Here is a 20,034-nt window from a genome sequence, read left to right on the forward strand (position 1 = left end):
GGGCGGTCACCCCGGTGGCGGCCCCATCCCGCGCACGGCGAAACCACCGTCGCAGTCCACGACGACCCCCGTGGTGGCCGCGGCGTTGGCCCGCGAGGCGAGCTGGACGTAGTGCCCGGTGTAGTCGGCCGGGTCCGGCAGGAACTGCAGGGGGAGCACGGCCCGGGCCAGCTCGTCGAGGTCCGGGAACGAGGCCAGCGTCCGGTCGTCCAGGCCCAGGGCGCGCGGTCCGCGGATGTCGGTGCGCATGAACCCCGGCGACACCGCGTTGACCCGGACCCGGGGGGCGAGCTCGAGGGCCAGCTGCCCGACGAGGCCGACGACGGCGTGCTTGGAGGCCGTGTAGACCGCGCCCCCGATGCCGGCGCTGCGCGCCGCCAGCGACGCCGTCAGCACGACGCTGCCCGACGTCTCGACCAGCGCGTCGAGGGCAGCCTTGACGCCGAGGAGACAGCCCTTGACGTTGACCGCGAAGAGCTCGTCGAAGCCCCGGCTCAGCGCCTCCGCCGGCGTGTCGGCCACCCGGGCGCCGTAGTCGTAGAGGCCGGCGTTGCCGACGAACGTGTCCAGCCGCCCGAACTGCGCCAGCGCCCTGGCCACCGCCCGCTCGTTGTCCTCGACGACCGTGACGTCCCCGGCCACCCCGACCACGGACCCCTCGTGCGCGGCCTGCACGGCCGCCGCCCGGTCGGCGCTGCGGTCGAGGGCCACCACCCGCGCACCCTCGGCCACGAAGCGGTCGACCAGCGCCCTGCCCAGCCCCGACCCGGCACCGGTGATCAGTGCCACGTCACCCTCGAGCCAACCCATGTCCTTCTCCCTTCTCGTCAGCGTCCTGCTCCCGTGTCAGCGCCTCGACAGCCCGGAGCGCGGCCTCGGCCCGCGCCTCCGCCTCGTCCTCGTCCTCGTCCTCCGGTATGCCGCGCGCGTGCGCCGAGGTCATCTCGACCAGCTCGTGGCCCACCAGCGCCGGGACTGACGCGAGGTCGGCCGCCAGCCGCGGGGTGAGCGCGGCGCCGAGCCGGTTCAGCAGCCGCTCGGCAGCCCCGACCAGGACGGCCGCTGTCGCTGCGTCGGCGGTGGCCACGACCTCGGCGGACCCCAGGAGCGACTCCGCCACGCCGAGCCGGTCGCCGACGCGGCGGCGGAGGACGAGGGCCTCCCGGTGCAGCCGCGCCGCCTGGCCCAGGTCGCCCGCGGCGGCGCTGACCCTGGCCAGCCCCCACCGGCTGGCGGCCTGGTGTCGTGGTGCGCCGCCGGAGGCACTCTGGTTGACGGCGTCCCAGAACAGACTGGAGGCGACCTCGAGGTCACCGTCCACCAGGGCCGCCACCCCCAGCACCCACTGCGGGAAGACCAGGCGCAGGGTGTGCTGGAGCGCCGACAGCCCGGCCGCGGCCGTCGCGTGGGCCCTCGCCTCGTCGAGGTGCAGCTGCTCGAGGGCGGCGTACGCCAGCGAGCAGCGCACGCCCGAGATCTCGGCCGGGTCCCCCTGCCGCTCGGCCAGCGGCAGCGCCCGCGTCAGGTCGCGGTCCGCCTCGTCAGGTCGGTCCTGCCGGGCCTTCGCCTCGGCGCGCACCCGGAGCGCGCTGGCGAGGACCCGCGGGTTCTCCAGGTCCTCCGCGCTCGCGACCGCCTGGTTGGCCAGCCGGACGGCGGTTGTGACGTCCCCGGCGAGGAGGGCCACCCAGCCGAGCTCGGCCAGGAGCAGGGCCTGACCCGGGCGGTCCTCCAGGCCGACGGCGAGGTCGAGGGCCTGGGTGTAGAGGTCCTGGGCCGCGGCATACCGGCCCAACCAGATCTGCGCCTCCGCCTTGGACGACAGGACGAGGCGGAGCTGCTGGTCGTCCTGGGCTCGCTCGGCCGCGCCGATCGCCCGGTCGAGCAGCGCGCTCGCGCCCTCCTGGTCGTGCCGGCTCGCGACCGCGATCGCCAGGCTGCGCAGGATCCCGGCCACGACGCGCTCGTCGCCCGCCCGCTCCGCGTGCAGCAGGGCCTCGCGCCAGCGGGTCTCCGCCACGTCCAGCTCCGACCTGCGGAAGGCGACGTAGCCGAGCCCCGACAGGGACCTGGCGAGCGTGACATGGTCGCCGAGCGAGCGGGCGACCGCCTCCGCCTCGAGCAGGGCGTCCTCGGCGTCGGGCACGCTGCCGCGCAGCATGAGGAGGCTGCCCAGGGCGTCGAGCGCGGGCGCCCGGAGACGGTCGGCGCCACCGGGCAGGGCGAGCGCCTGCTGCAGGTGGCCGACCCCGGCGCTCCAGTCCCCCCGCGACATCCAGAACCGCGTCATGCCTGTGGCGAGCCGCAGGCAGCGGTCCGTGTCCGCTGCTTCCACCCCGGTCGCGAGGGCGCGGCGGACGTTGTCGAGGTCGGCGAGCAGGGCGGTGACCACGGCCCGACGTCCGCGCAGCCCCACCTGGGGGCCGAGCGTCTCGGCACGGCTCGCGAACCGCTCACGGTGCCGCTCGGCCACCACCGCGGCCTCGCCGGTGCACCGGGCCTCCCACCCGGCCAGCTCCTGGACCGACTCGAGCATCGACCAGCGCTCGTGGTCGTCCGCGAGGGTGAGGAGCGAGGCGCGCACCAGCCGACGGAGCAGCCGGGGCACCTCCGCCGCGGAGAGGGGGGCGGCACCGCATACCTCGCTGGTGTCCTCGATCGTGCCGGTCCGCGCGAAGGCCCCCAGCCGCGCGAAGAGGAGGCGTTCCTCCGCGCAGAGGAGGTCCAGGCTCCACACGAGCGCGGAGCGGAGGGCTTGGTGACGCTCCGGCGCGGTGCGGCGCCCGTCCACGAGCAGCGCGAAGCGGTCGGCCAGGCCCGCCAGCACCGACTCGGGGCTCCGGTCGGCCAGTGCCGCGGCGGCGAGCTCGATGGCGAGGGGTATGCCGTCCACGTGCGCCACGATCCGTGCCACGGTCCCGGCGTTGTCGTCCGTCACGGTGAACCCGGGCCGGACGAGGGTGGCGCGCTCGGCGAAGAGCCGGACGCCGTCCAGGTCGACCAGCTGGGCCGCCCGGGTGACCTCGGCCGGGTGGGGGACGGGCAGGGGGCCGAGCCGCCAGACCACCTCGCCCTCGACACCCAGCGGCTCGCGGCTGGTGGCGACCAGGACCACCCTCGGGGCGCGCTGCGCCAGCTCCTCGGCGAAGCCGGCCACGGTGTCCGCCACCTGCTCGCAGTTGTCAAGCACGACCAGCGCCGACCGGGTGGAGAGCTCGTCCAGCACGGCCTCCTCCAGGCTGGCGCCGGGGCGTCCCGTGACGTGCAGGACCCCCGCGACCGCGCTCGCCACGTCCTGCCGGCCGGTGGCGGAGGCGAGCTCCACCAGCCAGGTGCCGTCCTCGAAGTCGTCCATGACGTCGAAGGCGACCTGCACCGCCAGGCGGGTCTTGCCCACGCCGCCGGTGCCGACGACGGTGACGATCCCGGTCTGGTGGATGGCCCGGGCGAGCGCGGCCCGCTCGCCGGCGCGACCGACGAGCCCGGCCCGGTGGAAGGGCAGGTTGTGGTGGACGACACCCTGGGCCCGCAGCGGCGGGAAGTCGACCGGGAGGGCCGGGTGGGCGACCTGGAAGAGGCGGGTCGGCTCCGCGAAGCCGCGCAGCTGGAAGCGACCCAGCGCGGTCACCATGACGTCGGAGGGGAGCCTGCCCCGCACCTCGACCGCGGTGGTCTCCGAGAGCAGGACCTGGCCCCCGTGCCCGCCGGCGCAGATCCGGGACGCGCGGTGCAGCGCGAGGGACACGTACTGACCGTCGACCGGGGCGGCGTCGGCCGTGTCCAGGCCCATGCGCACACGGATCGCGGCCCCGGGGGGCCACGGGTGCTCGCGCAGCGCGACCTGACCCTCGACGCACGCCACCACCGCCTCGGTGGGGTCGGCGAAGGCGACGATCAGCGCGTCGCCCTCGGTGTCGAGCTCGGCCCCGCCGTGGCGCGCGAACGCCGCCCGGAGCAGGGCGTTGTGCTGGGCGAGGAGCGCGACATAGTCGCGGCCCAGGCCCTGGAAGAGCCGGGTCGACCCCTCGATGTCCGTCATCAGGAACGTCACGCGGCCGGAGGGCAGCGCGGGTCCCGGTTGAGGGGCAGCTGTCACGGTCGGGTCCTCTGCACGTCGCGCCGGCGTCAGGGCTCCGCCCGTGCGGACGGGGGCCGGCGCCGTCAGATCCGACGATAGACCTGGACGGGGGAGGCCGGGGTGCGCACGGCGGGCAGGCTCGCGACCGGGCCGGCGCACGGTGGCCCCCGGCTAGCCGGTCACCCCGGCCTCCCGCACCGTGCGCTCGATGACCGTCTGCGTCGCGGGTGGGAAGACGGGCCAGTACACCGCCTCCCCATCGTCGTCGAAGCCTGTGCTCACGCACCGGACAAGACCGACGTCCTCCTCGCCTGTGGACCTGGTGGCGCTGATCTCCACGAGGGCGTTGCGGTAGGGGCACTCACGGGACGGGCGCGGCTCGCCCCTCTCGCCCTGGGACATCTCCCGGGTGACCGTCTCCAGCTCCGCGCCCTCGAGGACGGAGGCGCGGACCGGGTGGTAGGTCGGCACCTGGTCGACAAGCTCCGATTGCCACGGGTGGACGCAGATCGTCACCTCGACGTAGTCCCCCGTCAGCGGTTCGCTCGGGCCGAGGCCACCATGGGTCCCCATGGGTGAGCAGTGCTGCGCCGTGTCACTGTCGGGCTGCGTGACCATGGCCTCCTGGGCCACCGCCGCGAAGTAGGAGCGGATCTGGTGCCACCTGCGGCAGCCATCGGCGGTGATGAGCCGCAGGGCCGACCCGTCGTCCTCGCGCACCCCCACGAGGGCGAACGGCGGTGCGGCCGCCAGCCCGTCGCCGCAGCGCTCGACCGGTGGGCCGCTGAAGTCGTAGGACACGACGAACACGCGCTCACCCGTCACGAGGGTGTCCGGCAGCTCGTCCCAGACCGGGTCCTCCGGGTCCGCGGGGCACAGCGTCACGGCGGACAGGGGGCTGGTGAGCGATCCGGCGGCGTCGAGGCCGACCACCGCCTCCTCGAAGAGGGGAAGGCCCGATGGAACGCCGCACAGCTCCCGCCACTCCGGGGTCGGTGTCGGGATCGCCGGCTGGGGCGACGCCTCAGGCTCGTCCAGCGCGAGAAGCGTGCCGCTCACCGACAGCGCGGCCACGACGGCCAGCACGGACGCGACGGCGGTGCGGCGGGTGCGGGCCGCCCGGCGACGGGCGCCCCGAGCGAGCGAGGGCCCGTCGACCGGCAGGTCCGAGACGGCAGCCAGGTCGCGTAGTCGGTCCTGCAGGTGTGTCATCGGAGGTCACCGTCCTCGGCGAGCAGGGGGTTGCGCCGCAGGGCGGCGAGGCCGCGCGAGCACTGGCTCTTGACCGTGCCGACCGAGCAGCCCATGATCTCGGCGGTGCGCGCCTCGGAGAGATCTTCGACGTGGCGCAGCACCACGGCCGCGCGCTGGCCGCGGGGGAGCTGGGCGAGCGCCCGGAGCAGGTCCAGCCGGTCGGCGGAGCGCCGGTCGACGAGCGGTTCCGGCTCGGGCAGCGCGTCCACGGGCCGCTCGCCGTTCCACCGCCGGCGCCACCAGGCGAGGTATGTCGTCGTCATCACCCGCCGGACGTAGGCGTGCGGCTCTCCACATTCGCTGATCTGCCGCCACCGGGGCCAGACCTTGGCCAGGGCGGTCTGCACGAGGTCCTCGGCGGTCTGGCGGTCGCCGGTGAGGAAGAACGCGGTGCGAACCAGATCGGACGCCCGCGAGACGACATACTCGTCGAATCCCGTCGCGGCGTTCTCGGGGACGGCGGAGGTCGCCGTGCCGTACGCGTCCACGCTCATACCCTCTGACAGCGGTCAGGTGGCTGCCAAGGTTGTCACGGAGAGTCGGAAACGCTGCCCGTGGTCTCGCTCGCGCGGGCGCAAGACGTGCTCCGGCCGGACCGACGCGTCGTTGGTCGAGACAGCTCAGAAGGCCCAGACGCTCAGAAGGCCCAGAGGCTCCTAGCGAGGGTGACCCGGAGACGTCAGCGGGGCGAGGCCCACTCCTCGGCCTGACGCTGCCGCCGGGCCCGGTCCCGCGCCAGGGCCCCGGACGCCTGCGCGAGCAGAAGGCTCTCCTCGAGCCAGACGAGCCGTTGCGCCGGGGTCGTCGCCGCACGCGCCCGGATGGCGGACCCCGTGTCCGAGGTGCCGCGCCAGAGGTCCTCAGTCTCCGTGGTGCTCATCGCCGTCCACCATAGGTGGGCCCGCCAGCTGCGACAACGCCTCGATATCGGCCAGGTCCTGCGCGCGCCCGGACACACGCTTCATGGCCACCAGGTGCTCGATCGACGCGACGCGCACGGGGACGCCGTCGACATCGACGAGGTCCGAGGACGCGAGGAGGGTGGCGAACGGCAGGGGGGTGGCCGCCAGCAGGTCCACCTCGCGCAGGGCGTCCGAGGGGTCGTGCAGCGGGAACGCCACCAGGTTGCGCTGCTCCACCCAGGAGCGCCGGACGTCGGGGTCGGCGAACTGCTCGGGCGCGACCGGGAGCCTGGGCACGAGCCCCTGGTTCTTCAGGACATCCAGCGCAGCGGTGACGTTGCCGGTCGTGAGGTCGAGCGCCAGGTCGAGGTCGACCGTCATCCGGGCATGCCCGCGCAGGACCACCGCGACGCCGCCGACCACCACGTAGTCGACCCCCGCGTCGTTGAGGGCGGCCAGGAGATCCAGGATCCGGCGCACGTCATCACCCTATCTGCGCCATGACGCGGTATGCCGTGACCCCGCGGGCGTCGTACGCGAGCTAGGCCGGAGGGAAGGCGGTGGCCAGCCGCTGATGGAGCGCTGCGATCTGCTCCTCGGTCAGCGGACCGGGCCGGTCGATCGTGACGGCCAGCTTCCTCGGCCAGGTGACGGTGACGTCGCGGACCACGAAGTCACCGCCGAGCAACGGCCAGTCGGCCTCGACGAAGCAGAGCACGCTGCGCACCTCGACGGCGTCATCCGACAGCGCTTCCCGCACGAGCTCTGCCTGCTTCAACCCGGCCTCCACGAGCTTGGTGCAGTCCCGTCGGCCGACGAGCAGCTTCTCCGTGCGGGGCGTGAACAGGCCACCCTCGACGACGCGGCGCGGCCGGCCCTGGTAGCGCTTCGCGTCCACGACGAAGACCCCGGTCGGGCAGACCACCAGGTGGTCGAGGTTGGCGCGGCTCCCCGGGATGCCCCGGTCGTGCAGCACCCGCACCAGCGGGCCGGCAGTGGCGTCGAGCCGACGCCCGAGTCGTTCCTCGCCGGCCGCGCGGGTCGCCCAGGCCTTGGTGGTCTGCGGGTCGTCGGAGATCGCGAGGATGAGCCCGCCGAGCCTGGGGTGCCTGCTGCGGATCCGTTCCTCCCGTTTGGCGACGCGGCTCGTGCTCGCGACGGGCGGACGAGCCTGCCACTCCTACCGGCCTGGTGGCGCCTTGTCTAGCGCTATCTCGTCATACTTCGCCGCTGAACCACGTGCGCGGTCTACCGGATAGCGCTCTCGATTGACTGCCAACTTGTCGAGGGCTACCTGTGTCAGATCAACGTCAAGAGAGTCCGCCAGGAGGACAAGGTAGGTGTAGACGTCCGCGAGCTCTGACGTGAGCTTCTCACGAGGTGGCAACTCATCCGGACCGAGCCACTGGAACAGAGCCAGGAGTTCGCCGGCTTCGCCGCCTAGCGCCATGGCTAGGTTCTTGGCTGTATGGAACTGTCCCCAGTCCCGTTCTCGAACGAACTGTCTAAGGGCTTCTTGCACCTGGTCTGGGCTATCCGTCACTCTCAGCCTCCTTCGTGATCAGTTCGCGCAACAGTTCGCGAACGTCGGGGTCGACTGCGTAGATGATCACCCCCCTCATGGCTCGCGTAAGGAGGACCCGGTACTGATTCCGGATGTAATCCACCTTACTGGCGTTCTTGCTGGCGGCCGTCACTAGCTTGCGGTACTTGGAGGCGGACACGTCAGGCTCCAGTTTCTCGCCTGTCGCGTCGAGACGGAGATCCGGTCCAATGATTACCGCGCAGTAATCGAACTCGAATCCTTGGGCGGTGAACACAGAGCCGACCTGGCCCTGCCCCGAGGGGGTCAACGCCCAGAGATCTTTGCCGGGGAGATCCGCGACTGGTTGCTGAAGGTTCCAGGGCATGCTCCACTCGCCGATGGCTACCTCTCTGGGCAGATCGGCGACGTCTGGGCTCGTTGGCTTCTGCCACGCCCAGGTGAAGCCTGCAAGGATCCGCTTGGACTCGGAGTCTTTCGAAAGGAGGCTCTCCTCCATCTCCTCTGGAGTCTCAACAAGCTCTACTGTGAAGTTGTCGTCGCCACTCCAGGTCTGCGGTGTTCCGGCCACGAGTGAATCCACCCACTCTTCGTACCTCTTCGAACCTCCAGAGCGGTGTTGTTCCGTGAGCTCCAGTTCCACGAAGTCTGACCCGACGAGCGTTGCCAGGTCACGCGCTTGGACGCTGGTGAGGTGGTCGCTGGCGGTCGTCGCCTGCCCCTCGTCGATCATCAGGACCACGATCGAGGCTGACTTCTTCAGTTCGAAGAGCTGAGTGATGCCTTTCGACTCGAGATGCTCCTGAACATGACGCCGATTCGCGTGCCCCGTTCGGACCGTGAACTCAGAAATGCGCTGTGCCTCATCGACGACGAGCAGGTCCAAGGGGGATGACCAGCGATCTGTATTCCAGTAAGAACGGGCGGATGTCACCATTCCGGCGATCGCCCGAGTGGCAGCGGTCTGCCTGGCGATGCGGGTGAGCGTCTGACGCAGTGCTGTCGAGTTCGTCGCAAACGCGACCTGAGACTGGGCGGCGGCAAGACGGCCCATGAGGTGGAGACAGATCCACGTCTTCCCACTCCCTGGCGCCCCCTTCACCACTACAATTGCTGAGTTCTTTGCGGCCGTTGGATCCTGTACCTCCCGCACGATGTCGAGAATCCGATCGACGACCGAGTTCTGTTCGTCAGTGAGCGGGAAAGCTTCGGGGTCTTGGAAGGTCTTGGCGGCGACCTTGAGGATGTTGGCGCTCTGCAGGAACTTGGCACGAAGCAGGTCGCGTGCCACGTCCAGCCCGTTGCTGGGGTCCATCGTCTCCTGGAGGAACGTCTTGAAGCGCAGCCGACCGGTCGCGTCCCCAGAAAAGGTGTTTGACGCTTCGTCAGCGCCAGCTGTGCGAAGGGTCTGGATAGCTTCCTCGTTGGCGTTGTGAAGGAAAGCGCAGGCCTCCACCCTCGCAAGGTCTGCCTCAAACCCCTCCGTATAGTTTGCGATGAATGCCGCGTAGTCGGCGGCCTGACGGTACGGGTGACGGGAGGTTGAATATTTCGCCTGGAAGTCGGTCACCTTCTGCGCCTCTGCGTTCCAGGTTGCCTGACTCCATTGCTTGAGCTCCACCACGAGCACTACTGACTGGCTGTTCTTCGTTCCCGTGACGACGACGTCGGCTCGACCGTTCCCAGCTTGGTACGGGTTGTACTCAAGGAGCACGCCGGCCTTGGCCAAACCGGCCTCCATGAGTAGTTCGGCTATCGTCGGGAGACTGTTGATCCAGGAGCCTTCCTCGCCGGTCAGCGCGGGAGCTGCTCCCTCTAGGGCTGCCTTCTGCTTGAGCTTGGCCAAGAGCGTCGGTAGCGCTCCTGGGCGCGACTGCTCGAAGAAGTCTCGGACCGTGCCCTCGTACCTCGCCTTTGACATGCGAGTGCCTCGTGTGCTGCTGTCACGGGGGAGGCGTGTCCTCTTGCGGAAGCCTGTCGGTCCGTTGTTGTCGGATGGGGTTGATGCGCGCTCTTGTTGTTCAGCCTCTAACTAGGTGTCGAAGAAATCCCCTCGTCTGCGGGTCTGTGGAGTAGATCCAGGCGCTCTGCATGCCCCGCGTCAGCAGCACCTTGTAGACGTTGCGCACCAGCCGGTCGAAGTCGCGGTCCGACACCTTCGTGCGGTTTCGCAACACCGGGTCCCGGTTGCCCTCACGCACTGCGCGCCACCGCCCGTCGCGCCACACGAGATCGGGCCCGATGATGATCCCGGCGTGGTCGTACTCGAAGCCCTGCGCCGTGTAGATGCACCCCACCTGCCCGAACCCGGCAGGGTCGGTCGCCCAGAGCGCCGACGCCGGCGCACCGCCCACGGACCGGTCTCCTTTGAGGTTCCACGGCCGCGACCAGTCGCCGATCCGCACATCCGGCACCAGCGTCCCGTCCGGCTCGGGGTCCGACCACGGCCAGCAGTAGCCGGCCGCCATGCGCGCCGTATAGCCGTCCGCCTGCCGGAGCGCCAGCACGTGCTCGAGCTCCTCGGGGGAGTCCACGACGTCCAGCTGGAACGCTCGGTCGCCCTCCCACACGAACGGCCCGCCGGGCGCGAGCCCCAGCAGCCGCTCGACCCACTCGACATACAGCGCCGACCCGCCGCACCTGAACTGGTCGTCGAGGTCGATCTCGTGCACGTCCATGCCCAGCGACTCGGCATACTCGGTGATCGCCTGGACCGTCCCCATCTCCCCGGGCCGCACGACCTGGTTCTGGTCCAGCAGGAACACCGGCACGCGCGCCGCGCTCAGCAGCTCGTCCAGCTGCGGCCGGCCGGTCCGGTGCTCCTTGCGGGTGAACCGCGACTCCGACGTCTCCCGGATCCGGTGCGCCTCGTCGAGGATGAGGCACTCCAGCCCGTTGGGCTCGGCGGCCATGAAGCTGTTGAAGTAGCTGAACATCTTGCGCACGCGCGGCGCCCGCGCGGCCGCGACCTTGCGCAGGGTTTGGGTGAACGACTGCGAGCCGGTCGCGTGCATGACGGCACGTCCCTGCCGCGACAGCTCGCCCATCAGCGACAGAGCGATGACGCTCTTGCCGCTCCCCGGACCGCCGCTGACGACGACAGCTGTCTTGGTGCTGCCCCGCCGCGCCTTCTCGACCGCGTGCAGCACCAGCTCGTAGGCGTCGCGCTGCCCGTCGAGCAGGACGAACTGCTCGCGGCGCTGCACCTCGTCCGCCGCCAGGGCCAGCAGCTGCTTGGAGGGGGCGATGCGACTGGCCAGCAGCCGGTCGGCATACCCCGCACCCGACACCCCGGACGCGAAGCGGCTCTTCAGGTAGTCGAGGAACTCACCCCTGTCCTGCCCGCTGAACATCCGCGCGGGCCTTGCGGGATCGGGGGAGGCCATGTCCCGCAGGTCCGCGACCCCCAGGTTGGTCGCGTTGTGTAGGTATGCCGTGCCGGCGAGCTCGTGCTCGTCCTCGGTCATCGTGACGACGAAGTCGGTCAGGTAGTCGCAGTAGCCGCGAACCTGCTCCAGCGGGTGCAGCACCGGGTGGTTGCCGTAACCGTCGATCCGCACGAGCACGTCGCTGTCCTCATAGCGCTCGGCCACACTCCACTGCTTGAGCTCGACCACGAGGTATGACGGGCGCCCCGTCTGCGGGTGCTGCCCGGCGAGGACCACGTCGGCGCGCTTGCTGGTGAGGGGCAGCTGGTACTCGACCAGCATCTCGACGTCGCCGAGCCCGGCGTCGATGAGGTCGGCGCGCAGGCGGGGGAGACTGCGCTCCCACGAGCGGCGCTCGGACGGGGAGGCCGACCGGCCTGTGGTGATGGCCATCTGCTCCGCGATGTGCTGGGCGAGCTGTGCCTCGGCAACCGACAGCCCTTGCACGGACGACCGAAGCAGGAACACAGACAGGACTCCCCAGGCAGCACGAAACTCGTGCGGGTGGGGGCGTGTCCGGAGAGGAAGCCCGTCGGGCCGCGTATGACGTGGACACTCTAGGTGGCGCGGACGATCCTGCGAGAGGGAGGTTGGGGTAACCCAGTGAACGTCGATGAACTGCCCGCTGATGCGACCGTTGTCCAGCGGGTGGGCGGGAGGGCAAGGACAGTCCGATCAGGCCCATGACAACGCTGCATGAACGGCGGACGCGCACTCCGAGACAGCGGACCTTGTGAAGCGCAATCGTCGCGGTCCGGAGGATCGAGGCGCGACGAGGTCGGAACTCGACGATGCGCTAGGGGTTCAGCAGGCGGGTGATCGTGTCATTCCAGGGTGTCGAGAGCGACGCGTCCACCGCGTTCGCCTGACCCGGGCGTAACACGCTGACTCCCTGGATGAGCGGTCGTCCTCAGGGGCGTCCTGGGTGGCGTCATTCCGCCCAGAATGGGTCACCGGCGCGTCCGGTGGTGCGCGCACCCCGGTCTCGGCCCCCAGGGGGCGTGACATTGCGATTCCGCCGATGTCCGGATGCCCGCACCAGCCACTCGGAAGCGGCCGAACGCGCGAGACTCGATGTCCGTGTATGAACCTCCGGGCAGTTCCGCAGCAGCGCTTTCGCCTGACCGCGACTGCAAACGGCAGGCAGAGCCGCCCACCGCGTCTCGGATTATCGCCGCAGTTGGGCGGCCTGAGGGCAACTCAGGTGCTTGCACAAGGGGACGCGCGGCGGTGGCGAGGTAGGCTGCGGTTATGCGCGAGTTCTTCACTGATTCCGGCGAAGCGGAACTGCCACATCATCTGGCTCACTACACCAGTGGAGCGGGCTTGCTTTCCATCCTTAGCAGTCACACGCTATGGGGAAGTTCAATCTCATATATGAATGACTCACAAGAATATCACTACGTTTTCGCCCAAGCCAAGCACTACCTGTCGATAGGCTGGCAGGAGTTGGGCCCTCTAAGGGCCGCGCACCCAGAAACAGCTGCGCTCTTCGAGCAGGGCCTCGGCTGGCCCTATTCCAATGCTCCGGCTGTTTACATCATCGCCCTGACCGACGATGACGACGACCTTAACCTTTGGCGCGCCTACACGAATCCTGGGGACGGATATTCAATCGCCCTTCACCCTCAGCAACTGAGGGATCAAGCAGAACAGGAGGGCTGGAGGCTAGCACCCGTCCTCTATGGAATTGGCTGCCTCCCATACGTAGTGGACATCCTGAGCAGGGCCTTCGCGGTTGCCCAGTCTGGCCCCGGGCCCGCCACGGCGCTGCGGGGAGCAAACGACGATTTGCAAGCGATTGCCCCATTTTTCAAGCACGAAGCGTTTGCCGGCGAACGTGAGTGGCGCCTGATGAAAAAGCAAGGGGATCTCCGTCAACCAGGTATGAAATTCCGCGCTGGGCGGAGTTTCCTCGTTCCATACCAGGAGTTCGACTTCGGCGAGCCCTCGACGCGACCCCTGTACTCAGTACGCTGCGGCCCAGGCCCGAACCAGAAACTTGCCTTTGATGCCATGGATTGGTTGGTTGATACGCTCGACTACAATCCGGCCCGAGGTATGTCGAATGTGCCCTATCGGCCTTGGTGACCGTATCTAAGACGCCAGCGCATTCCGCTGCCATGGGCGCGTTAGCGCTGCATCGCACGCGCTGTCGGGCACATCTGCAGACAGAATCACAGCGCCTATCGTGACCATTGCTCGAGAGGCCCCCGTCGCGCTTGCTGTCGGAATCGTCCTGCACCTATTGCCGCTGGTGGGCCGGTGGCTTCAAACGGTGCGCGCCAGGGAGACTCCTGGCCGATCCGCGTCCACCCCCAAGTTTCGCAGGCCATGGCAACTCGGCCGAGGAAGAGGTTGATGCGATGGCGCCCGCGCTCACTCCTGGCTTTGGGCGGACTCACGCCGGGCCAGCATTTCGTTCAGTTGCTGGCAAGCCGTAGCTTTCCCGGCGTTGCTCAGCAGTGCCAGTGTGAGGGCCACGGCTGGGCCGATGAAAGCTGCGGCAGCGCCGATGTGGGGCGCAATTGCAGTACAAACCACGCCAACTATCATCAACTGTCCAGTACCGCTCGCCTTCTGTAACTGGCTTCGCTCTTCTACATATGCATCTGGATCGCAGAACAATCTCTGCAACTCACGGAGGAGATTTTCGTAGAAACTCGCCCCTGCGGCCTTCACGCCGCCATAGGGCGCGGTGTCGCTGGGCCCTAAACTGCCAAGCCAACTAGCGGCCACATCCTCAGGGGTGCCATGTTCCAGCATAGCCTGAACATGCCTTCGTTGGTATGCTGGCAGTGCGTTTAGCCACTCATCCAGCCCACCCTCGAAAATGTGCTGCAGGTTCGGCGACGCCGGCTCTGTGGCTGTCACAGCATCTCCCGCAGGTACTCGGCCGAGATTGCATGAGTCGTTTGATGCAAAGTAGCTGGGTCGACTCCGCCGAGGCTGATTCCCCCGCCACCGCCAGGCGCATAACTGCCAATCAATACGGCGACGACGCTGTTTGATGACGGGTCCAGGACGGGGCCTCCAGACTGCCCTTCGCGCGCCTGTGTGTTCAAAACGATATGCTTGCTCTTTGCGCCAGCACTTTCGATGAGGATGCGAGCGCCCACATGCGCTTGTTGTTGTGTGAGCACCAAGCGTCCAAAATTGGCGTGCGGGAATCCCCATGTTACAACTGGAGTCCCAGGGGGTACAGAGTCGGTTCCGTCGAGTGAGTAGGGAAAACTCATGCGGTATTGCTCTACCTCCAGAATGCACAGATCACGCACTGGATCTGGAGCGGCCATTCTGGCAGAAACGGCGCGTAGTTGGCGGTCAGACGTATCCTGGTACTGGGAAAGGTCCTGGTACCTCGGTAGCGCAACAACGAGATTCTCATCGCTCGGACCCACTACGTGAAAAGCTGTTGCGATCCTCGTGGTCGAGACGGCGAAGCCCGTGCCAAGCAGTTGAACCCCCTCAGGCCCTTGCCGACCGATTGCGCAAACAACTTGACTCATGTCCATGACTCTTCCCCCTTATCGCGGAGCGGCGTCGGAGGCGACTACTTGCCGGCAGAGCAGCAGACGCCAGACTCCGCAGAGCATAGCGCTGGACGCCAGGTTCGGGGCGCTTACTGCGTGAGGAGCCAGCCAGTTGGTCGCGAAACGGCTTGTTTCGGCAGATTCTTCGCGCCCGTGGCTAAGACGGTGGCAACGACTCCTGGCGGCTGTTGGTGTCGACATCACAGCACCGCGTGACGACCCCTACTTGCGGAGTAGCAGGAACCCATCCGCTTCTGGCACCCCTCTATGTCAACAGGCCGCTGGGAGGGTGGTCGTAGGCTTGGCCGTGGCGGGTCCGGGAAGTGGCTTGTCCGAAGAGCCGGTGTTGGGTTGTGAGCCGGTCGCGCTGGAGTCAGAGTCGTCACCCCTTTGCCCTCCCGGGCCCGTCGTCGTGTGCCCGACGAGGTCGTCGAGCATCGCCTTGTACACCAGGTCGGACAGGCGCCGTTTGAGGCACCGCAGCGCTTCCATCGACGTCTTCCCGGCGGCCTTCTTCCGGTCGTAGTAGGCGCGGCCCTCGGTGGTTCTGGTGCGGAGCTGGACGATGGCCATGACGTGCAGCACCCGGTTGATCTGCCGGTTCCCGCCGCGACTGAGCCGGTGGCGGACGTGCTCGCCGGAGGAGGCGTCGATGGGGGCGGTGCCGGTCCAGGAGGCGAAGTGGTTGCGGTCGGGGAAGCGGGTGATGTCACCGACCTCGACCAGCAACCGCGCGGCGCCGGAGGGTCCGATGCCGTGCAGGCCCATCAGGGAGCTGCCGCTCTCGACGACGAGGGCCTTGAGCTCCTTGTCCGCGGCCTTGGTGCGCGCGTAGATCTTGGCCAGGTCGGCCATCAACTCGGTCGCGTGGGCCTTGCGAACCTTCCCCGCCGCGGTGGTCGGGCGGACCGTGCGCAGCAGCTCCTTGGCCTGGGCCGCGGACAGGAACGTCTTGGCCCCACCGGGGATCAGCTCCAGCAGCAGCTTGTGCAGCTGGCACACCTTGCGGGTGTGCTCCTCACCCAGGGAGCGACGCCGGTCCACGCACATCCGCAGGATCTCGAGCTGCTCGTCGTTGACGACCGGGCGCAGCCCTGACATGCGCACCCCGACCAGGGCGATCGAGTGGGCGTCGGTGGCGTCAGTCTTACGACCCTGCCCGGTGGCGAAGATCCGCACCCGCGCCGACATCTTCGCCGGCACGTCCACCACCTCCTCGCCGTCGGCGACGAGGCGGTCGGCGACGTGCTTGCCGATGCCGGCGCACCCCTCGACCGCCCACACCCGCTCGGGCCACGCCCGGGCGTACGCCAGCAACCGGGCGTACCCGTCGGCGTCCGTGGGAAAGCGGCCACCGCCGACGATGCTCTCGCCGGCGGTCATGACCTCGATCGTGACGCTGCGCTTGTGCGGGTCCATCCCGATCACGACCCGCGGTGACTCCTGCTCGTCCATCCCTCTGCTCCCTTGCTCGCGACGACAACGGTGATGTCGAGCTGGGAGGGCACCGCTACGTACGGCTGGGCATACCCCTCTTGAGCCTCTCGCAGCCCTGGCGGTGACCGGGACGACGCACGCCAAATGTGAGCCTCACACCAGGAGCGTGGGCAGCCGCAAAGAGAACGACCGCCCCGGTCACCTAGGACCGAGCCTGGCCGGGCCCGATCCTGCCGTCAATGAAACACGTAGCCGCGTGGAGGACGGCTACGCTCGTCCGACATACATGATGGCAAGTGCTCCGGTGGTCGTGACTCTTCGTCTGACTGGCGCCCTGCTGGGTTGCCCTTGCAAAGATCGGTCCGGCCGCCGGGGCGCCTCACCTGGGCACCGCCCGGGCGGGTCATGACCTAATACGAGCCTGGCCGATGCAGGGCCTGGTGTATGTCCTGTCTGTCCCGGTCCGGACGGTGCCTACCCATCGGATCGAAGGGCAGCACCCATCATGACAAACCCCATCCCGCACGCTGGCCTCGTCGGCGGGATCGACTCCCACACCGACACCATCCACGTCGCGCTGATCGACAAGCTGGGCCGCGACGTCGCAGACCACGAGTTCGCCACCACCAACTCCGGGTACCGGGCCGCGGTGGCCTGGCTGGTTGGTCACGGGCAGGTCGCCCTCGTCGGGGTGGAGGGCACCAGCAGCTACGGCCGCGGCATCACCACCGCCCTGGCCGGTGCCGGCATCAGGGTCGTGGAGGTCAACCGCACCCGCCCGGCCGAGCGCCGCCGGGCCGGCAAGAGCGACCGTCTCGACGCCTACCGCGCGGCCCGCTCGGTCCTCTCCGGCGAGGCGACCACCCCGCCCAAGGACGGCACGGTGGAGCCGCTGCGGGCGCTGATGGTGGCCCGACGCTCCGCCCTGAAGGCCCAGCAGGCCGCGTGGCGGCAGATCGGCGCCCTGCTCGTCAACGCCCCCGCCAGGATCCGTGACAGCCACCGGGACCTGCCCCCGGCCCGGCTGCTGGCCGCCCTTGTTGGCTGCCGACCGGCGCAGGTTGCCGACGCGGACCACGCCGACATCCTCTACGCGCTGCGGACCCTGGCCCGCCGCCACCGCGACCTGACCACCGAGATCGAGGAGCTCACCGGGCGGATCGGCGCCCGGGCGGCCGCGGCGAACCCGGCCCTGCTGGCGATCAAGGGTGTCGGCCCCGTGATCGGCGCCCAGCTGCTGCTGACCGCCGGCGACAACCCCGAGCGGCTCCGCTCCGGGCCCTCCTTCGCCGCCCTGTGCGGGACCGCGCCGGTCCCGGTCAGCTCCGGACGCACCGACCGTCACCGCCTCTCCCGCGGCGGGGACCGGGCCGCGAACAGCGCCCTGCACCTGATCGTGAACAACCGCATGTCCAACGACGCCCGCACCCGGGCCTACCGCGACACCCACCTGGCCCGGAACTGGACGAAGAAGGACGTCTACCGTTCCCTCAAGCGCGCCGTCGCCCGCGAGATCTACCAAGCCCTCGTCGGCCGGAGCACCGTCCCGGACTACAGCGACCTACGCCCCGCCCGGCACGCCAAGAACCTCACCCTGGCCGCCGCCGCGACCGACCTGCACGTCTGGCCCACCGCCATCTCCCAGCTCGAGCGCGGAAAGCGACGCGACGACCAGCTCGCCCAGGCCTACCGCCAATGGCTCAACGCCGCTTGACACCAATAGGAGCATCTTTGCCGCGGTTCGCAAGTAGCCGGCAGGCCTGGCTCCCGTACCGTGTCAGGCATCATGAGCGTGTCTCTTCCCGATTGCGGGGCGTTGCGGTGATGCAGCTGTCGAAGCGGCAAGTCGCGTCCCTGCGACGAGTCTGGAGTGACCTCGCTCTTGAACTCGACGCTGGAGACATTCCGGAGACGGACGACGCTGCTTGCCGCGATGGCCTTGATTCCTGGCTCGCCGGGGTCATCAGCAGCGATGGTCGAGTGGACGACTCTGCACTGGAGAACCTGCTCGACCTCGAACGCGGCACCGCCGGCGACAGCAAGGCGGCTGCATACCTCGCACGTGTGACCGCCGTTGTCATGCCATATCGAGACGCACTGCTGCGACGAGCCCCGCTTGCAGCAGTGGTCAAAGAGCACTGTTTCAAGCGGGGGTACCGCCTGCGCGACCGCACGCCGGACCGCCCGGGAGACATGGCGTGGACCATTGAGGTGCCAAGCCGTGAAGGCCAGGTCGATCTCGCTCTCAGCGGGGACCTCTTCGAACTGACCTTCCCCGGTGGCTACCTATGGATCGAGTTCGCCTACGAACCCGAGGACGAGCGGGAAGCCCTTGACGAGCAACTACGCATCTTGGATGCCTTCGCCGACCCGGCAACGACGATCGTCACGATCAAACGTGCTCTGCGCCGGCCAAGGACCGAACTACACCTCAGCGATGGCACGAGAATGTGGCGTGGCAGACGCAGTTTCGGAGGAGCAAGCCGCCCACGAGCGTGAACCATCAGACCCTGCCGCTTGTCGCATCCTGGCCGGGGCCGGGTCTCACGGCGTACGGTGAAGGTTTGAGGAGGGACCGATGATCCCCACGATGCTCTTGTTTGGGTTGGCCCTGGGCCGCTGGTGGAAGACCAGCCTCGTGGTTGGGACCCTGGGCTGGCCTCTGCTTCTGTGGTTCGACAACATCATCGAGTCATTCAATGCCTTCCTTGGAGCGGCTGGCCTCGCGGCTGTGAACACCGCTGTCGGAGTTGCAATTCACCAGTCACTCCTCCATCTCTTCAGATGACTACGCAAGGACCCTCGGCCCCCGGACCGCGCAGCCGCCTGACGCACTGTTCTGCCGCATTTGGCATAGGGAACCATCGGGCTGCCTTCGTCGTCGGAGGCTCACTCGACCAGTGGAGGAAACTGTGAGCCGTAGCAGCGTGGCTGGGCGAAGCGGACTCCGGTGGCCGGTCCTAGGGACGGTCGTCGCCGCCGTCATCGGTTTGGGTCTGACGAGCTGTGGCAATCTCGAAAGCACGGTGGGCAGCCCTACAACCAAGACCGAGATCCCCCAAGACGCCGCGACCTGGCAGGTGATGGCGGCACCTGAACCGACCCCTAGGGGTGCGACCGTTCACCTGGGCGTCACCCGGCTTGGCTGCGCCAACGGCGTGACGGGGGAGGTACTGGAACCGACGGTCCTGGTGGAAGAGGAGCGGGTCGTCATCAGCACCCCGGTCGATCACTTTCCGGGTGGCGCGGACTGCCCGGCAAACGACGTGGAGTACCTCGATGTGGAGCTCCCGGCGGACGCTCTCGGCAAGGACCTGGTCGACGCGGCCTGCCTGAATGGCGGCGAGGCCTCCAGTACGGCCGCATGCTCGCTTGGGCCCGCCCGCTGGCACCTGCCAACGCTCGCTGGTGTCAACGAGGTGGTCGATTGGACAGCGCCAGCCGACTACAACTTCCAGGTCACCAGCCTGTGCGGTGAACGCGCCTTCCTGGGTACGTTCGATATCACGGTCTCAGCCGACACGGTCGCCAGCGTCGAGTCCCTGGACGGGCGGTCGCCCGACCTGACAGAGGACGACGCGATGACCGTCCAAGACATGCTGCAGGAGGCGAACGCGCGGCTCAGGGGTGGGGGAACAGTCAGGCTGTCGCTCGACGAAGAAGGAAATCCCCGATATATCTCCACTGGCGACAACCTCGCCCAATCAGATGGGGCCTCGTGCTACTTCATCCACAAACTGTCCGCTCCATCCTCCTGACCTGAGAGCCCACTCCAAAACACCCTGTACTGCCGCGAATCGGTTATGCGCTGCCCAGGATTGGCGCGACTTTGTCGAAGTTGCGGGCGCGCAGGTCGCTG

General features: G+C 68.7%; 18 protein-coding genes. 5 read left to right on the plus strand and 13 right to left on the minus strand.

Annotated elements, in window-relative coordinates; translation table 11 throughout:
• Positions 1 to 6: 6 nt before the first annotated feature.
• From hcaB to D4B81_RS05280, 10 genes are all read right to left on the minus strand, one after another.
• Complete coding sequence (gene hcaB, locus D4B81_RS05235; protein ID WP_122261394.1) at positions 7 to 810, minus strand: 3-(cis-5,6-dihydroxycyclohexa-1,3-dien-1-yl)propanoate dehydrogenase; 804 nt, start codon at positions 808 to 810, stop codon at positions 7 to 9.
• Complete coding sequence (locus D4B81_RS19130; RefSeq protein WP_161964993.1) at positions 791 to 4,096, minus strand: ATP-binding protein; 3,306 nt, start codon at positions 4,094 to 4,096, stop codon at positions 791 to 793. The genes hcaB and D4B81_RS19130 overlap by 20 nt, the downstream gene beginning before the upstream one ends.
• Positions 4,097 to 4,249: 153 nt before the next feature.
• Positions 4,250 to 5,290, minus strand: a complete 1,041-nt coding sequence (locus tag D4B81_RS05245) for a hypothetical protein (protein WP_122261396.1) — start codon at positions 5,288 to 5,290, stop codon at positions 4,250 to 4,252.
• Positions 5,287 to 5,820 carry a SigE family RNA polymerase sigma factor gene (locus D4B81_RS05250; RefSeq protein ID WP_237565824.1) on the minus strand — a complete coding sequence of 178 codons (534 nt, stop codon included), beginning with the start codon at positions 5,818 to 5,820 and terminating at the stop codon, positions 5,287 to 5,289. The genes D4B81_RS05245 and D4B81_RS05250 overlap by 4 nt, the downstream gene beginning before the upstream one ends.
• 191 nt (positions 5,821 to 6,011) lie before the next feature.
• Complete coding sequence (locus D4B81_RS05255; protein WP_122261398.1) at positions 6,012 to 6,212, minus strand: hypothetical protein; 201 nt, start codon at positions 6,210 to 6,212, stop codon at positions 6,012 to 6,014.
• Positions 6,193 to 6,714 (minus strand): hypothetical protein, encoded by a 522-nt coding sequence (locus tag D4B81_RS05260; RefSeq protein ID WP_122261399.1) that lies wholly within the window; start codon positions 6,712 to 6,714, stop codon positions 6,193 to 6,195. The genes D4B81_RS05255 and D4B81_RS05260 overlap by 20 nt, the downstream gene beginning before the upstream one ends.
• A 61-nt stretch (positions 6,715 to 6,775) precedes the next feature.
• A complete protein-coding gene (locus D4B81_RS05265) occupies positions 6,776 to 7,210 on the minus strand; it encodes a nuclease-related domain-containing protein (RefSeq protein ID WP_237565825.1) in 435 nt (144 codons plus the stop codon).
• 204 nt (positions 7,211 to 7,414) lie between these two features.
• Entirely contained in the window at positions 7,415 to 7,756 is a 342-nt protein-coding gene (locus D4B81_RS05270; RefSeq protein ID WP_237565826.1) for a nucleotide pyrophosphohydrolase, read from the minus strand.
• A gap of 10 nt (positions 7,757 to 7,766) precedes the next feature.
• Entirely contained in the window at positions 7,767 to 9,698 is a 1,932-nt protein-coding gene (locus D4B81_RS05275; protein WP_122261400.1) for a DNA/RNA helicase domain-containing protein, read from the minus strand.
• Between the two features lie 100 nt (positions 9,699 to 9,798).
• Complete coding sequence (locus tag D4B81_RS05280) at positions 9,799 to 11,598, minus strand: DUF2075 domain-containing protein (protein ID WP_122261452.1); 1,800 nt, start codon at positions 11,596 to 11,598, stop codon at positions 9,799 to 9,801.
• 858 nt (positions 11,599 to 12,456) lie between these two features.
• On the opposite strand from D4B81_RS05280, the gene D4B81_RS17990 reads away from it, so the two are divergent.
• A complete protein-coding gene (locus D4B81_RS17990) occupies positions 12,457 to 13,296 on the plus strand; it encodes a DUF2971 domain-containing protein (RefSeq protein ID WP_161964994.1) in 840 nt (279 codons plus the stop codon).
• 288 nt (positions 13,297 to 13,584) lie between these two features.
• Here D4B81_RS17990 and D4B81_RS17995 read toward each other — a convergent pair whose 3' ends face one another.
• The 3 genes from D4B81_RS17995 to D4B81_RS05290 all read right to left on the minus strand — a co-directional run bounded on the left by D4B81_RS17995 (position 13,585) and on the right by D4B81_RS05290 (position 16,193).
• Positions 13,585 to 13,971 (minus strand): hypothetical protein, encoded by a 387-nt coding sequence (locus D4B81_RS17995; protein ID WP_161964995.1) that lies wholly within the window; start codon positions 13,969 to 13,971, stop codon positions 13,585 to 13,587.
• Between the two features lie 104 nt (positions 13,972 to 14,075).
• Positions 14,076 to 14,720, minus strand: a complete 645-nt coding sequence (locus tag D4B81_RS05285) for a trypsin-like peptidase domain-containing protein (RefSeq protein ID WP_122261401.1) — start codon at positions 14,718 to 14,720, stop codon at positions 14,076 to 14,078.
• A 288-nt stretch (positions 14,721 to 15,008) separates the two neighbouring features.
• The gene (locus tag D4B81_RS05290; RefSeq protein ID WP_122261402.1) at positions 15,009 to 16,193 is read right to left on the minus strand and encodes an IS110 family RNA-guided transposase; all 1,185 of its coding nucleotides are present in this window, start codon (positions 16,191 to 16,193) and stop codon (positions 15,009 to 15,011) included.
• A gap of 487 nt (positions 16,194 to 16,680) precedes the next feature.
• Here D4B81_RS05290 and D4B81_RS05295 point away from each other — a divergent pair, with 487 nt between their 5' ends.
• From D4B81_RS05295 to D4B81_RS05310, 4 genes are all read left to right on the plus strand, one after another.
• On the plus strand, positions 16,681 to 17,889 hold the full coding sequence (locus tag D4B81_RS05295; RefSeq protein ID WP_122261403.1) for an IS110 family RNA-guided transposase: 1,209 nt from the start codon (positions 16,681 to 16,683) through the stop codon (positions 17,887 to 17,889).
• A 110-nt stretch (positions 17,890 to 17,999) separates the two neighbouring features.
• Positions 18,000 to 18,674 (plus strand): hypothetical protein, encoded by a 675-nt coding sequence (locus tag D4B81_RS05300; protein WP_161964996.1) that lies wholly within the window; start codon positions 18,000 to 18,002, stop codon positions 18,672 to 18,674.
• Between the two features lie 79 nt (positions 18,675 to 18,753).
• On the plus strand, positions 18,754 to 18,963 hold the full coding sequence (locus tag D4B81_RS05305; protein WP_122261405.1) for a hypothetical protein: 210 nt from the start codon (positions 18,754 to 18,756) through the stop codon (positions 18,961 to 18,963).
• 202 nt (positions 18,964 to 19,165) lie between these two features.
• Positions 19,166 to 19,933 carry a hypothetical protein gene (locus tag D4B81_RS05310; RefSeq protein ID WP_134772175.1) on the plus strand — a complete coding sequence of 256 codons (768 nt, stop codon included), beginning with the start codon at positions 19,166 to 19,168 and terminating at the stop codon, positions 19,931 to 19,933.
• The last annotated feature ends 101 nt before the right edge of the window (positions 19,934 to 20,034 follow it).

The sequence above is a fragment of the Ornithinimicrobium cerasi genome, from assembly GCF_003702705.1.
In the GTDB taxonomy this organism is placed as follows: Bacteria; Actinomycetota; Actinomycetes; order Actinomycetales; family Dermatophilaceae; genus Ornithinicoccus; species Ornithinicoccus cerasi.